General features: G+C 70.0%; 14 protein-coding genes. 8 read left to right on the forward strand and 6 right to left on the reverse strand.

Annotated elements, in window-relative coordinates; genetic code table 11:
• Positions 1-33: 33 nt before the first annotated feature.
• The 3 genes from FPZ12_RS29925 to FPZ12_RS29935 all read right to left on the reverse strand — a co-directional run bounded on the left by FPZ12_RS29925 (position 34) and on the right by FPZ12_RS29935 (position 2759).
• Positions 34-1497, reverse strand: coding sequence for a catalase (locus FPZ12_RS29925; protein ID WP_144759147.1), 1464 nt, complete (start codon positions 1495-1497; stop codon positions 34-36).
• A complete protein-coding gene (locus FPZ12_RS29930; RefSeq protein WP_144759144.1) occupies positions 1494-1949 on the reverse strand; it encodes a Fur family transcriptional regulator in 456 nt (151 codons plus the stop codon). Before FPZ12_RS29930 ends, FPZ12_RS29925 begins: the two co-directional genes overlap by 4 nt.
• Positions 1950-2027: 78 nt before the next feature.
• Positions 2028-2759 (reverse strand): SDR family oxidoreductase, encoded by a 732-nt coding sequence (locus FPZ12_RS29935; protein ID WP_144759141.1) that lies wholly within the window; start codon positions 2757-2759, stop codon positions 2028-2030.
• Positions 2760-2835: 76 nt separating this feature from the next.
• On the opposite strand from FPZ12_RS29935, the gene FPZ12_RS29940 reads away from it, so the two are divergent.
• Entirely contained in the window at positions 2836-3417 is a 582-nt protein-coding gene (locus FPZ12_RS29940; protein WP_243770097.1) for a TetR/AcrR family transcriptional regulator, read from the forward strand.
• 3 nt (positions 3418-3420) lie between these two features.
• On the opposite strand, the gene FPZ12_RS29945 is transcribed toward FPZ12_RS29940, so the two are convergent.
• Positions 3421-4038 (reverse strand): TetR/AcrR family transcriptional regulator, encoded by a 618-nt coding sequence (locus FPZ12_RS29945; protein ID WP_144759135.1) that lies wholly within the window; start codon positions 4036-4038, stop codon positions 3421-3423.
• Between the two features lie 126 nt (positions 4039-4164).
• Here FPZ12_RS29945 and FPZ12_RS29950 point away from each other — a divergent pair, with 126 nt between their 5' ends.
• Together FPZ12_RS29950 and FPZ12_RS29955 are read left to right on the forward strand one after the other, a co-directional pair.
• Positions 4165-4794, forward strand: a complete 630-nt coding sequence (locus FPZ12_RS29950; RefSeq protein WP_144759132.1) for an MSMEG_1061 family FMN-dependent PPOX-type flavoprotein — start codon at positions 4165-4167, stop codon at positions 4792-4794.
• 12 nt (positions 4795-4806) lie between these two features.
• A complete protein-coding gene (locus tag FPZ12_RS29955; RefSeq protein WP_144759129.1) occupies positions 4807-5715 on the forward strand; it encodes a PDR/VanB family oxidoreductase in 909 nt (302 codons plus the stop codon).
• 19 nt (positions 5716-5734) lie between these two features.
• Here FPZ12_RS29955 and FPZ12_RS29960 read toward each other — a convergent pair whose 3' ends face one another.
• Entirely contained in the window at positions 5735-6547 is an 813-nt protein-coding gene (locus FPZ12_RS29960) for an endonuclease/exonuclease/phosphatase family protein (RefSeq protein WP_166462954.1), read from the reverse strand.
• A 59-nt stretch (positions 6548-6606) separates the two neighbouring features.
• Positions 6607-7116: a PASTA domain-containing protein gene (locus FPZ12_RS29965; protein WP_144759124.1), complete on the reverse strand. Its 510-nt coding sequence runs from the start codon at positions 7114-7116 to the stop codon at positions 6607-6609.
• Between the two features lie 162 nt (positions 7117-7278).
• Here FPZ12_RS29965 and FPZ12_RS29970 point away from each other — a divergent pair, with 162 nt between their 5' ends.
• The 5 genes from FPZ12_RS29970 to FPZ12_RS29990 all read left to right on the forward strand — a co-directional run bounded on the left by FPZ12_RS29970 (position 7279) and on the right by FPZ12_RS29990 (position 12519).
• Positions 7279-8232 carry a sensor histidine kinase gene (locus FPZ12_RS29970; RefSeq protein WP_144759121.1) on the forward strand — a complete coding sequence of 318 codons (954 nt, stop codon included), beginning with the start codon at positions 7279-7281 and terminating at the stop codon, positions 8230-8232.
• A gap of 495 nt (positions 8233-8727) precedes the next feature.
• A complete protein-coding gene (locus tag FPZ12_RS29975; protein ID WP_243770098.1) occupies positions 8728-11130 on the forward strand; it encodes a sensor histidine kinase in 2403 nt (800 codons plus the stop codon).
• A gap of 24 nt (positions 11131-11154) precedes the next feature.
• Positions 11155-11580: a roadblock/LC7 domain-containing protein gene (locus tag FPZ12_RS29980; RefSeq protein ID WP_144759118.1), complete on the forward strand. Its 426-nt coding sequence runs from the start codon at positions 11155-11157 to the stop codon at positions 11578-11580.
• Positions 11580-11942: a DUF742 domain-containing protein gene (locus FPZ12_RS29985; RefSeq protein ID WP_144759115.1), complete on the forward strand. Its 363-nt coding sequence runs from the start codon at positions 11580-11582 to the stop codon at positions 11940-11942. The genes FPZ12_RS29980 and FPZ12_RS29985 overlap by 1 nt, the downstream gene beginning before the upstream one ends.
• Positions 11923-12519 (forward strand): GTP-binding protein, encoded by a 597-nt coding sequence (locus FPZ12_RS29990; protein WP_144759112.1) that lies wholly within the window; start codon positions 11923-11925, stop codon positions 12517-12519. Before FPZ12_RS29985 ends, FPZ12_RS29990 begins: the two co-directional genes overlap by 20 nt.
• The last annotated feature ends 311 nt before the right edge of the window (positions 12520-12830 follow it).

The following is a 12830-nucleotide window of genomic DNA, read 5'->3' on the forward strand; positions in this document are numbered from 1 at the left end:
GCCTCGCGGGCGGGCCTTCGCGCGGCCGGGAAATCAGCCCTGCTGCCCCTTCCGCACCCCGGCTTCGATGCGGTCGCCGAGGTCTTTGTCCACAGTGCGCCAGTACTCGAAAGCACGCTGCAGCACCGGTTCCGTCACCCGGTTCAGCAGATGCCCGACGACGTTGCCCACCAGCCGCTCACGCGCGGCGTCGTCGAGGACTTCGCGGACCATCGTGCCCGCCTGGCCCCAGTCGTCGTCCTGCTCGCGCAGGGCGTACGCGGTGCGGACCATCTCGCCGTCGGCCTCCCAGCCCGCGGGCGTGCCGTACCGCTGGGTGTCCGCCGCCGGGCCGCCCTTGGAGTTCGGCGCGTAGACCGGGTCCGACACGTTCTCGTACCGCATGTGCCCGTCCTTCGAGTAGCTGTGCACGGGCGACTTCGGGCGGTTGACGGGCAGCTGCTTGTAGTTCGCGCCGATCCGGTAGCGGTGCGCGTCCGGATAGGAGAACAGCCTGCCCAGCAGCATCTTGTCCGGGCTCGGCCCGATTCCCGGCACCAGGTTGCTCGGCTCGAACGCGGCCTGCTCGATCTCCGCGTGGTAGTCGGCCGGGTTGCGGTCCAGCGTCATCTTCCCGACCTCGATCAGCGGGTAGTCGCCGTGCGGCCACACCTTCGTCAGGTCGAACGGGTTGAACCGGTAGGTCTTGGCGTCCTCGAACGGCATGATCTGCACGTGCAGCGTCCAGCTCGGGTACTCGCCGCGCTCGATCGCCTCGAACAGATCACGCGTGTGGTAGTCGGTGTCCTTCGCCGCCATCTGGTCGGCCTCGTCCTGGGTGAAGAACTCGATGCCCTGGTCGGTCTTGAAGTGGTACTTGACCCAGAACTTCGCGCCCTCGGCGTTGACCCACATGTAGGTGTGCGAGCTGTAGCCGTTCATGTGGCGCCAGGTCCGCGGGATACCGCGGTCGCCCATCAGCCAGGTCACCTGGTGCGCCGACTCCGGCGAGAGCGTCCAGAAGTCCCACTGCATGTCGTGGTCGCGCAGGTTGTTGTCGGCACGGCGTTTCTGCGAGCGGATGAAGTGCTGGAACTTCATCGGGTCGCGCACGAAGAACACCGGGGTGTTGTTGCCGACCATGTCGTAGTTGCCCTCGGTGGTGTAGAACTTCACCGCGAACCCGCGCGGGTCGCGCCAGGTGTCGGGGCTGCCCCGCTCGCCGGCCACGGACGAAAACCGGGCCACCAGCTCGGTTTCCACGCCGGGCTGGAACACCGCCGCCCTGGTGTACGCGCTCACGTCGTTCGTCACCCGGAACCGGCCGAAGGCCCCGCCGCCCTTGGCGTGCGGCTGCCGCTCGGGCACCCGCTCGCGGTTGAACTGGGCCATCTGCTCGATGAGGTAGTGATCCTGCAGCAGGATCGGGCCGTCGGAGCCGACGGTGAGCGAATGCTCGTCGCTCTCGACCGGGATCCCGGCGTCATCCGTGGTCGGCCGTGGTTCGGTCTGGGTCATGGTCCCTCCTCGTGGTGGTTTTCCGCGCAGCCGGGGCAACGGCCCCAGAACACCACCTCGGCCTCCTCGAGCCGGAACCCGTGGGTGTCGCCGGGTGTCAGGCAGGGCCGGGCGCCGCTGAGGCAGTCGACGTCCTCGGTCCGGCCGCACCGGCGGCACACGAGGTGGTGGTGGTTGTCCCCGGCACGGCGTTCGAACCGGGCCGGGTGACCGGGCAACTCGATTTTCCTGAGCAGGCCCGCCTTCGTGCAGACCGCGAGCACGTCGTAGAGCCCCTGGGTGGACACCGAACCCAGGTACGGGCGTACTCCGGCGCCGATGCTGTCCACTGTGGAATGGGGATGGCCCGCCAGCCAGGCGAGCACCGCGCGCCGTGGCCCGGTGACCCGCAGACCGGCCCGCCGCAGCGCCGCGAGCGCCGCGCCGCCGGGGTCGATCGACGGGAAAGCCATCCCGGGCCACCCTCCCTCCTGATCTGGAGTCAGTCAAGTCAAGGGTTGCCCGGTGGCGGCCGCGTCAAACCAGCCCGATCAGGCGATCCCGCCGTTGGCGAAAAGCACCTGGCCGTTGACCCAGCGGCCGGGGCCGGCGAGGAAGGCCACAGCTTCGGCGATGTCCTCGGGGCTGCCGAGGCGTTCGAGCGGCGGCTGCGCGGCGAGCCGGTCGATCACGGCCTGGTCCTTCCCGTCGAGGAACAACGGGGTGGCCGTCGGCCCCGGCGCCACCGCGTTGACCGTGACGTCGCGCCCGCGCATTTCCCGCGCCAGCACCAAAGTCATCGCCTCGACCGCGCCCTTGCTGGCCGCGTACCCGGCGTACTCCGGGAAGGCGAGCCGGGTGACCGAGGTGGAGAAGTTGACGATCGCGCCCCCGTCGCGGATGCGGCGGGCCGCCTGCTGTGCCACCACGAACGTGCCTCGGATGTTGACGCGGTGCATCCGGTCGAGGTCGTCGAGCGAGAATTCGGCGACGGGGCCGAGTAGCATGATCCCGGCGGTGTTGACCACGACGTCGACGCCGCCGAAGGCCGCCTCGGCCGCGTCGAACGCCGCGGACATGTCGCTCTCCTCGGCGACGTCCCCGCCGACCGCGATGGCGTGCCCGCCCGCCTGCTCGATCGCGGTGACGACCTCGTCGGCCCTGCTCTTGTTGCCCGCGTAGTGCACGGCGACGGCCATCCCGTCGGCGGCGAGCCGCTCGGCGACCGCGCGGCCGATGCCGCCGGAGCCGCCCAGGACCAGCGCGCTTCTCTTGCCGGACATGACTTCCTCCTTCTTGTGGACGCTGCGTTCATTTAAGCACTTTGTGAACGGGTCGTCCATATGTCAGGCTGGGCCGGTGGAGAAACGAGGACGGGGCCGCCGGCCCGCGGCGCAGGTGCGGGGCGAGATCCTGGACGCCGCCGGCAAGCTGCTGCTGGACGAGGGCATGGGCGCGTTCACCATCGAGCGGGTCGCGGCCGAGGCCGGCGCGAGCAAGACCACCATCTACAAGTGGTGGGCGTCGAAGGGCGCGCTGGCGCTGGACGGGTACTTCCACGCCGTCGAGTCCACGCTGGCCTTCCCCGATACCGGCGACATCGAACGCGATCTGCTCACCCAGATCCGCGCGTTCGCCCGGCTGCTCACCCGGACGCGGGCCGGGCGGGTGATCGCGGAGCTGATCGGCCAGGCGCAGACGGACGAGGACCTCGCCGCCGCGTTGCTGGAGCACTATTCCGGGCCACGGCGGCAACTGGCGGTGGCCGCGATGGAACGCGCCAGGGAGCGCGGGGAACTGGCCGCCGGCGTGGACTTCGAGGTGGTGGTGGACCAGTTGTGGGGCGCCTGCTACCACCGGCTGCTGCTGCCGAACCTGCCGATCACGGAGAAGTTCGCGACCTCGCTGGTGCGCAATGTGCTGCGCGGGATCCGGGCCTGATCCTCAGTGCCGCCCGGTGAGGTAGCGGGTCAGCATCGCGACGATCTCGTTCTCCAGCCGCACGGGGTCGGCGGGCCGCGGCGAGGCGATCAGCGGGTGCACGACGAAATGCATCAGCGCGATCACCAGCCGGGTCGCGGTTTCGACGTCGGCGACCCGGACTTCGGGGTGGTTTTCGAACAGGGCACGGAAGTAGTCCACCTCCGCCTGCTGGTAGGAGGTGATCTGGTCGACGAGCGCGGTGGGGCCGGGCGCCCGTTCCATCATCAGCCGCAGCAGTTCCGGGTCGTCGCGGTGGTTTTCGATCGAGGCGCGGACGAAGAGGCGGAGGAGGTCTTCGAGCGACCGCGGCAGCTCGCGGTCCCGCAGGTCCTCGAGCGCCGTGCGGCCTTCGGCGAGGTGGCGGGTGAGCAGTTCGAGCAGGATCGCGTCCTTGTTCGGGAAGTACTGGTACAGCGAGCCGATCGAGATCCGGGCCCGTTCGGCGATGCGGTTCGTGGTGACCGCGGCGTAGCCGTGCTCGGTGAAAACGTGAGCAGCCGCGTCGAGGATCCGTTGCCGGGTGAGCTCCGCGCGCACCTGGCGTGGCTGTTTACGAGGCTGAAGCCTGCGCTCGTCCACGGGGCCGCTCCCTCCTTTCCGCGTCGCCAAAAGCGAGTAGCGCGCGAACTGAACAATTGCTCATAATTGTGCCATGACCTGCGATGTCGCGGGAATCGACGAGGATCCGAAGGGAAGGGAGCCGCCATGACGCACGCCCGCGTCCGGCCGCGGCCCGTCGCGCCTGCCGAGGTCAGGGCCAGGCTGGGCGAGCCGGAGACGATACTGAAGGACAAGAAGAAGGACCGCGTCGACGAGTCCGCGCGCCGGTTCATCGCCCACTCGCCGTTCCTCACGCTCGCGACGGCGGACGCGGCGGGAAACCTGGACTGCTCGCCCCGCGGCGACTACCCGGGCTTCGTGAAGGTGCTCGACGAGCACACGCTCGCGATCCCGGACCGGCCGGGCAACAGGATCGCCGACTCGTTCGGCAACCTCGCCGAGAACCCCAAGGCGGGCCTGCTGTTCCTGGTGCCGGGGATGCGGGAAACCCTGCGGGTCAACGGCCGCGCCTATCCGACCGACGAACCCGGGGTGCTCGCCCGGATGCAGGCCGAGGCGCGGGAACCGGTGCTGGCCATCGTGGTCGAGGTGGCCGAGGTGTACTTCCACTGTGGACGCGCGCTGCTCCGCTCGCGGTTGTGGGATCCGGCGAGCCAGGCGCTGGCGGACGAGATGCCTTCGATCGGCGAGCTGGTGGCCACGCAGCTCGGCTCGGACATCGATCCCGCCGTGCTCGAGCAGGCTCTCGAAGCCGGTTACCGCGAGCTGTACTGACGGGGGTTTTCCATGCAGCACACGGTCATCGACCGGATCGAGCCGATCGCCGACGACGTGGTTTCGGTGGCTCTGCGCGGCGCGGACGGGCCGCTCGCGCCGTGGCAGCCGGGGGCGCACATCGATCTCGCGCTGCCGAACTGGCTGGTGCGCCAGTACTCCCTGTGCGGTGACCCGGCCGATCGCGAGCGCTACCAGGTCGCGGTGCGGCACGAGCGGCTCAGCCGGGGTGGCTCGGAGTACGTGCACCTGTTCTTGCGTGCCGGTCGTCCCCTCGAAGTTTCCTTGCCCCGCAACCACTTCCCGCTGGCGCTAGCGCCGGAGTACCTGTTCGTCGCGGGCGGGATCGGCATCACGCCCCTTCGCCCGATGCTGCGTTCGGTGGTGGAAGCGGGCGCCAAGGCGACCCTCGTGTATGTGGGCAGGTCGCGCGCGGCCATGCCGTTCGCGGACGAACTCCTTGCCACGTATGGCGATCTGGTGCGCCTCTTCGTGACCGGAGCGAACGGCAGGCCCGATTTCGGCGCGTTGGCAAGGGAACTCGGCCCGCGGGCGCACGTCTACTGCTGCGGCCCGGCCCCGATGCTCGACGCGGCCGAGGCGGCGTTCCCCGCCGGGCGCTTCCACGCCGAGCGATTCCGCCCCGTGCCAAGGACTTTCGGGCCGGACGAACCGTTCGAAGCCGTCTGTGCCCGCAGTGGACGGACGGTCGAAGTCCCGGCCGGCACATCCTTGCTGGACGCGCTGAACCACGCGGGTTGCCGCATTCCTTCCGGCTGCCGGGAAGGCGTGTGCGGCAGCTGCGAAATCTCCGTCGTCGAAGGCGAACCCGAACACCGCGACGACATCGGCGCGCCGCCCGGCCGGTGCTATCCCTGTGTTTCCCGTGCGCTCTCACCGCGGCTGGTTTTGGATCTGTGAAAGGAGTCGAAGTTCGCGGTCAGGACAGGGGCCGGATCTCGATCTCGGCCAGTACGCCGTAGTGGTCGCTGAGCGGGGGATCGGTCAGTACCACCTCGCAGCGGCGGACGTGGGCGGCCACCTCGGGGTGGTTGTGCCGCGAGCCGACCAGCACGTAGTCGATCCGGCGGGCGTGCGGCGACTGGCCCACGAGCGCGTCGACGACCGGCGCCGCCAGCGGGTTTTCGGTGGTCCAGGTGTGGCCCTCGCCGCCGTCGCCGCCGATCGTCCAGCTGTCGTGGTAGTGCACGCTGGTGCACTCGGACACGGCGCGGCCGGCGAGGAAGCGCATGCTGTCGGCGTCCGGCGTCGCGTCGAAATCCCCGGCGATCACGCTCGGCACGGGGCCGCGCAGCTTGGCGTCGAAGTCGGCGATCGCGCGCGCCTGCGCGAGCCGGGCGGCCTCGCTGTCCAGCCGCCACGTGGGTTTCACCGCGAGGAAGAGCAGATCCCCGCCGACGGGCAGCTTGATCGTGGCCGCGATCGCGCATTCCACCGAGTCGCCTTCGGGCAGCTCGACGGCCTCCACAGCGGACGGTTTCCACCGCGACGCGAGGGCCGTGCCCGCCTGGCGGGTCAGATCGTGGGGAGCGAGCAGATCTGTCTGGTGCACGGCGAAAAGATCGGTGCCCGCCAGCACCCGCGCCAGCTGTTCACGGCCGACTTCCTGCAGGGACACCAGATCCGGCCGCAGCGCGGCTATCGCGCCGGGCAGCAGCGGCTGCCGGAAGGCGGGGCCCTCGGTGTTCCACACGTTGAGGGTCAGCACGCGCAGGCTGAGACTCCGTTCCACGAAAAAGACGATACCAGTGTTCCGTCAGTCGAAACAGCGTCCTTTGTGGATCGACCCGCTCACGGGCCGAAGCGCACCACGACGGAGGTCCCTTTCGGACTCTGGGTTCCGGGGGGCGGGTTCTGCTGCGCGACCCGCCGCCCGTCCGGGGGCGTGGCCGGGTCGACTTCCAGTTTGAGCGAGGTCTTGCCCAGCGCGGTCGCGGCCTGGCTCTCGTCGAGGCCCGTCAGGTCCGGGACCGCTTCGGTGCCGATCGTGGCGTTCAGCAGGTCCTGCCGTGCCTGGTCCGAGGATTTGGCGGAAAAGTAGTAGGCGATCGCCGAGCCGACGCTCGCGGTGAGGCCACCGATCAAGGCGCTGCGCAGGCTCGTGTCGTTCACGGCGAAGGTGAAGGCCGTGAACATCACGAGCCCGAGCACGAGGCTGATCGCGATCCAGCTGCGCACCACGCTGCCGCCGTCGGCGCCGGGACCCGTCGCGCGCGCCAGGATCACGATCAGCCCGGCGCCCAGCACCGCGGCCGCCACGATCAGCACCACCAGCAACGTCTGGCCCCAGGACAGCGTCATCGCTCCTCCGATCCCCGCCGGACAGCCAGGAACTCGCGCCGCCGCGGCCGGGTGTTACGCCTGCCCGCGTGGTTCACCGGAACGGTCCACAGGTGCGGCCGGAGTGCGGCCGGTCACCACGGCGAGAGCGGGCCGCGGCCAGGAGCTATCGTCGGGAGCGAGATGGGAACGGGCGCAGCGGCGAACCACGCCGGGTTCCGCCACGAAGCGATGTGCTACGGCTCGGACGAGGAACTGGTGAACGTCCTCGTTCCCTTCCTCCTGGCCGGATCCGAGGCCGGTGAGCCCACCCTGGTTTCGCTCGGCGAGCACGCTTCGGCCGTGGTGCGCGAAGCACTTCCGCCGGGCGCGGCGGTCGCTTTCCTGGACGGGGGCGGTGTTTACGCCCGGCCGGCCACGGTGATCAAGATGTACCGCCAGTTGCTGGCCGAGCACGTCGCGGCGGGCGCGCGCCGGATCCGGGTCTGCGGGGAGATCCCGTTCGCCCCTCGCGCCTGGGATTGGTGGGCCCGCTACGAGGCCGTCGTCGGTGAGGCGTACGGCGAGTTTCCCCTGTGGGCAGTGTGCGCGTACGACACGAGAACCACTCCGCGGCCGGTGCTCGACGACGTGGCGCGCACGCATTCTCTGCTCGCGGCGGGGTCCGGCGAGTACCGGGCCAGCGCGAGCTTCGCGCCGGAGGCGGTGTTGCGCGAGCGGCGTGCCCCGGAGCCCGATTCCCTGCAGTACGGGCCACCGGTGTTCGAACTCCACGATCCTTCGGTGATGGCGGTCCGGCGGGCGCTGGCGGAGAACCACGGCGAGGTCCTTTCCGGATCGGGGCTTGCCGATTTCCAGGTCGCCGTGAGCGAGGTCGTCACCAACGCGATCGAACACGGGCGGCCACCGGTGTCCGTGCGGATGTGGCGCGGGGCCGGCCGCCTCGTCGTGACCGTGACCGACCGCGGCGACGGCCCGGCCGAGCTCGCCGCCGGGCTGCTGCCCGCGCCCAAGGCTCCGCTCGGCGGGCTCGGGTTGTGGATGGCGTACCAGCTGTGCGACCACGTGACCTTCGGGCCCGGCCTCGGAGGCGGGTTCAGCATCCGGCTCACCGCGGGCGACCTCTCCGGCGCTTAGCCGCGGCACGCTACTCCGGCCGAACGTGATGATCATCACCCTTTCGGGGGACTCGGTACGTCCGGCGTCCAGCCCGTGGGAGCGCGCTCCGGATTCGTCGCCGTCTTGATTATTGTGTCCCGCCCGGTAAGCGCGCCCTTTTCCCCGGCCCGCGAAAAAGGGCCGGATATACGGTGTTCAGAGCGGCATTCCGCTGACGTGGGACTTCGGCGTGTCCCGGCGTGGCGGAAATCGCCCGTCGAAATCTTCAAGGCATTCACGAACCGTCCACATGGGCCGGGCTGGAAGCGCTTTCCGCGTTTCGCCGGGCCGATCCGCGGTCGCGCGCGCCAGGGTGGGGCCGCGATCCGGGCCGCGAAGCGGGTACGCCATCATGTCGCGGTCGGGCTGAAGACCGGGGCCACCGAAAGGGCACCCGATCGTCCGCTTGACACAGGTGATTGAGTACACCGCGTCGGCCCGCTGGAAGCGTTTTCCCCGATCACGTGGAGCGTCGTGAAGAAACAAGAGAAGTCTGGCGAAGGCCACCACAAGTCGATCAGAAAGCGGCTGACCGGGACCGTGCTGGTCCCGAGTATCACGCTGATCGTGATGTGGGTGGCCCTGTCCGCGTACTTCGTGGTCAACGGCGTCTACGTGCGCACGGTGGCCTCCAGCGTGCAGGACGTGTCCATCCCGGCCGTCACCGCGCTCGGCGCGGTGCAGCAGGAACGGCAGCTGAGCCTGATCTACCTCGACCGCCCCGGCGGCGGGCTGACCGATCTGCAGAAGCAGCAGCAGGACATCGACCGCGAGCTGGTCAGCCTGCGCAGCGCCATGTCCTCGATCAAGGACCTGGTCCCGGACGAGATCGCGCAGCGCGTGAGCGACCTGGAGTCCCGGCTCGACCAGCTGCCCGCGGTGCGCACCCAGATCGCCCTGCGCACGGTCAGCAAGACCCAGGTCAACGACTTCTACAACACCCTGATCGACACCGCGGCCGGGCTGTTCGACGCCCAGGCCCGGATGGTGCCCGACGTGACCGCGACCCAGGGCGGCATCGGCGCGGTCGAGATCTTCCGCGCGTCGGACTCGATGTCGCGCGCCGCGTCGCTGGGCACCAGCGCCTTCGCCGCCGGCACCTTCTCGGTGCCCGACCATCTGCAGTTCTCGCAGCTGGTCGGCTCCTACCGCGCCGCGCTGGCCAAGCTCGCGCCGTTCATGAACTCCGAGGTCGGAAAGCGCTATCAGGACCTGCTCGCCAGCGACGCGTGGCAGCGGCTCTCCGCCGCCGAGGACGCGCTGATCACGCACGGCCCCGGCACGTTCCGCACCGGCTCGAACGGGCTCACCGTCACCGAGACCGACTGGCGCTCGCTGACCGACCAGATCGCCGACCAGCTCGTCGGGCTCACCATCGACCAGGCCGACCGCGCGTCCAGCCAGGCGCTCGACGACGGGAACGCCAACCTGCGCAACGCGATCCTCGGCAGTGTGGTCGCGCTGCTCGCCGCGGTCGCGTCGATCTACGTCGCCGTCCGCGTGTCGCGCACCCTCGTCGACCGCACCCTGCTGACCCGCCTCGAGCGGCTGCGCAACGACTCGCTGGAGCTGGCCCGCACCCGGCTGCCGAACATCGTCGGCAGGCTCAAGGAGGGCCAGCCGGTCGACGTCGGCGCCGAGCTGCCGCGGCTGGACCACGGCAAGGACGAGATCGGGCAGGTGGCCGAGGCGTTCAACATGGCGCAGCTGACCGCCGTCTCCGCGGCGGCCAGTGAGGCCAAGGCCCGCAGCGGTGTGAACAACGTGTTCCTCGGCATCGCGCACCGCAACCAGGGCCTCGTGCACCGGCAGCTGCAGATCCTGGACCGGATGGAGAGCCAGGAGGAGAACCCCGCGCAGCTGAAGGGGCTCTTCCAGCTCGACCACCTCGCCACCCGCGCCCGCCGCACCACGGAGAACCTGATCATTCTCGGCGGCAAGCAGCCGGGCCGCCGCTGGCGCAAACCGGTGTGGCTGATGGACGTGCTGCGCGCCGCGGTGTCGGAGACCGAGCACTTCTCCCGCGTCGAGGTGGAGAACGTGCCGCAGGTCGCGATCATCGGGTCCGCGGTCGCCGACACCATCCACCTGATCGCCGAGCTGGTCGACAACGCCACCACGTTCTCCCCGCCCGGTTCCCAGGTGCACATGACGAGCACGCTCGTCGCGCGCGGGGTCGTCGTGGACGTCGCCGACCAAGGGCTCGGCATGAAGGACGAGACCCGCGAGTGGGCCAACCGGATGATGTCCGAGCCGCCCGAGTTCGACGCGATGGCGCTCAAGGCCGACGCGAGCCTGGGCCTGTTCGTGGTCGCGCGGCTGGCCGGAAGGCTCGGCGTGCGCGTGATGTTCGACTCTTCGCGCTACGGCGGAACCCGCGCCACGATCCTCGTCCCGACCGAGTTGATCTCCACGGACGGCCAGGTCGCGGACAACGCCGACTCGGAGTTCCGCGGGACCGCCGCCCAGGTCGAGGAACCCGAGCCGGCGGGCGCGGGCAGGCACCGGGAGCTGGAAACCACGGAGCAGGCCCCGGTACCGTCCCCCGTCAGGAGGACGATCATGACCCGCGACCCCGAGCCCGAACCCGAACAGCCCGCGCAGGGGGAACTGCCCCGCCGGGTGCCCGGCCCGATCCCGCCCCCGGAACCGGTGCCCGCGGCCGAGGCAAAGCCCAAGAACGCCAGGCGGGCCCCGCTGCCGCAGCGCGAACCGCAGCAGAACCTCGTCTCCCAGCTCCGGGAGGACCCGGAAACCGAGGCGACGGACTACACCGAGTACGCCGGCCGGACGCTGAGCACGATCTCCAAGTTCCACAAGGGAACCCAGCGGGGACGCGCCGCCGACGAGCCGGCCGAGCAGCCGGGCAACCACTGAGTGAGAGGGAAGTCGGACTCATCGATGAACGAGAACCCAAGTTCCATGGCAGACCTGAACTGGCTGCTCGATGACATGGTCGACCGCGTCGTGGGCGCCCAGCACGCCGTCGTGCTCTCCGCGGACGGACTGCTGATGGGCAAGTCCGGTGGACTGTCCAAGGACGACTCCGACCAGCTGTCGGCGATCTCCTCCAGCCTGCAGAGCCTCGCCAAGGGCGCCAGCAGGCACTTCGCCCGCGGGCCGGTGTTGCAGACGCTGATCGAGATGGCGGGCGGCTACCTGTTCGTCTCCGCCGCCGGCGCCGGCGCGTGCCTGGCGATCCTCGCCGAGGAGAACGTCGACGTCGAGATGATCGCCTACGAGATGAACCGGCTGGTGAAGCGGGTCGGTGACTACATGACCTCGGCTCCGCGCGAAACCGCGAGGTTCGCCGCGGAGCACAACTGATGGCGGACGAGGGGTGGTATGACGAAGCGGCCGGGCCGCTGGTGCGGCCCTACGCCATCACCCGCGGCCGGATCCCGGTCGGCGACGCGACGCTGGACGTGGCCAGCCAGGTGATGGCGATCGCCGGCGGCCAGGACCCGGTCGGGCTCGCCCCGGAACACCTCACCATCCTCGAACTGTGCCAGCGCCCGCTGTCGGTCGCCGAAATCGCCGCCTACGTCAAGGTTCCGCTGGCGGTGGTGAAGGTGCTCTGCGGCGACCTCATCGAGCGCGGCGACGTGATCGTCCGTTCCCCGCAGCCGGCGCAGGCCCCGGATCGCGCATTACTCCAGGCGGTGCTCAATGGTCTCACCAAGCTCTGACGGCAGCGGGGCGATCGTCCCCACTCCGGTCAAAATCGTTGTCGCGGGCGGGTTCGGCGCCGGGAAGACCACCATGGTCGCCTCGGTCAGCGAAATCGTGCCGCTGTCCACGGAGGAGGTGATGACCCAGGCCAGCGACGGCGTCGACGACGTGACGGGCGTGGAGGCCAAGAAGACCACCACCGTGGCGCTGGACTTCGGGCGCATCACCATCTCCCCGCACACCGTGCTGTACCTGTTCGGCACCCCGGGCCAGGACCGGTTCTGGTTCATGTGGGACGAACTGGCGCGCGGCGCCATCGGCACCGTGGTGCTCGTCGACACGCGACGGCTGGACACCAGCTTCGCGGCGATCGACTTCTTCGAGCGCCGCAAGATCCCGTTCATCGTGGCGGTGAACCGGTTCGACGACGCGGACGAGTACGAAGAGGGCGAAATCCGGCGCGCGCTGGCGATCGCGCCCGGGATCCCGGTGATGTTCTTCGACGCGCGCGAGCGGGAGTCGAGCAAACTCGCGCTCATCCGCCTCGTGCGCTACGCGATGGACAAACTGCCCGCGCCGGAACCGGTCGGCTGACGCCCTCCCAGCCGTATTTGCCGCCCCCGCCGACGTGTTGGCCGCCCACGTGAGTGTGTTGGCGGCCCGCGTTGGTGTGTTGGCGGCCCGCGTTGGCGTGTTGGCCGCCCGCGTGAGTGTGTTGGCCGAAACCGGTGGCCTGTGCCCGAGGCTCCGCAGGCCGTAAGCGAGAAGGCCGCTCCCCTTGCCGGGAGCGGCCTTCCTTGCGGTCCGGGTGCGAGCGGCCAACTCGTGCGCGGGAGGGGCCAACATGCGTGCGCGAGCGGCCAACTCGTGCGCGGGAGGGGCCAACTCGTGCGTGGGTGGGGGAG

Source organism: Amycolatopsis acidicola (genome assembly GCF_007713735.2).
Lineage (GTDB): Bacteria > Actinomycetota > Actinomycetes > Mycobacteriales > Pseudonocardiaceae > Amycolatopsis_E > Amycolatopsis_E acidicola.

What these genes read in the sequence shown, in the direction of transcription:
- FPZ12_RS29955 (WP_144759129.1), top strand. Translation starts at nt 4,807, where the DNA reads ATGCAGCACACGGTCATCGACCGGATCGAGCCGATCGCCGACGACGTG.
- FPZ12_RS29980 (WP_144759118.1), top strand. Translation starts at nt 11,155, where the DNA reads ATGAACGAGAACCCAAGTTCCATGGCAGACCTGAACTGGCTGCTCGAT.
- FPZ12_RS29930 (WP_144759144.1), bottom strand. Translation starts at nt 1,949, where the DNA reads ATGGCTTTCCCGTCGATCGACCCCGGCGGCGCGGCGCTCGCGGCGCTG.
- FPZ12_RS29950 (WP_144759132.1), top strand. Translation starts at nt 4,165, where the DNA reads ATGACGCACGCCCGCGTCCGGCCGCGGCCCGTCGCGCCTGCCGAGGTC.
- FPZ12_RS29985 (WP_144759115.1), top strand. Translation starts at nt 11,580, where the DNA reads ATGGCGGACGAGGGGTGGTATGACGAAGCGGCCGGGCCGCTGGTGCGG.
- FPZ12_RS29925 (WP_144759147.1), bottom strand. Translation starts at nt 1,497, where the DNA reads ATGACCCAGACCGAACCACGGCCGACCACGGATGACGCCGGGATCCCG.
- FPZ12_RS29935 (WP_144759141.1), bottom strand. Translation starts at nt 2,759, where the DNA reads ATGTCCGGCAAGAGAAGCGCGCTGGTCCTGGGCGGCTCCGGCGGCATC.
- FPZ12_RS29970 (WP_144759121.1), top strand. Translation starts at nt 7,279, where the DNA reads ATGGGAACGGGCGCAGCGGCGAACCACGCCGGGTTCCGCCACGAAGCG.
- FPZ12_RS29965 (WP_144759124.1), bottom strand. Translation starts at nt 7,116, where the DNA reads ATGACGCTGTCCTGGGGCCAGACGTTGCTGGTGGTGCTGATCGTGGCG.
- FPZ12_RS29990 (WP_144759112.1), top strand. Translation starts at nt 11,923, where the DNA reads ATGGTCTCACCAAGCTCTGACGGCAGCGGGGCGATCGTCCCCACTCCG.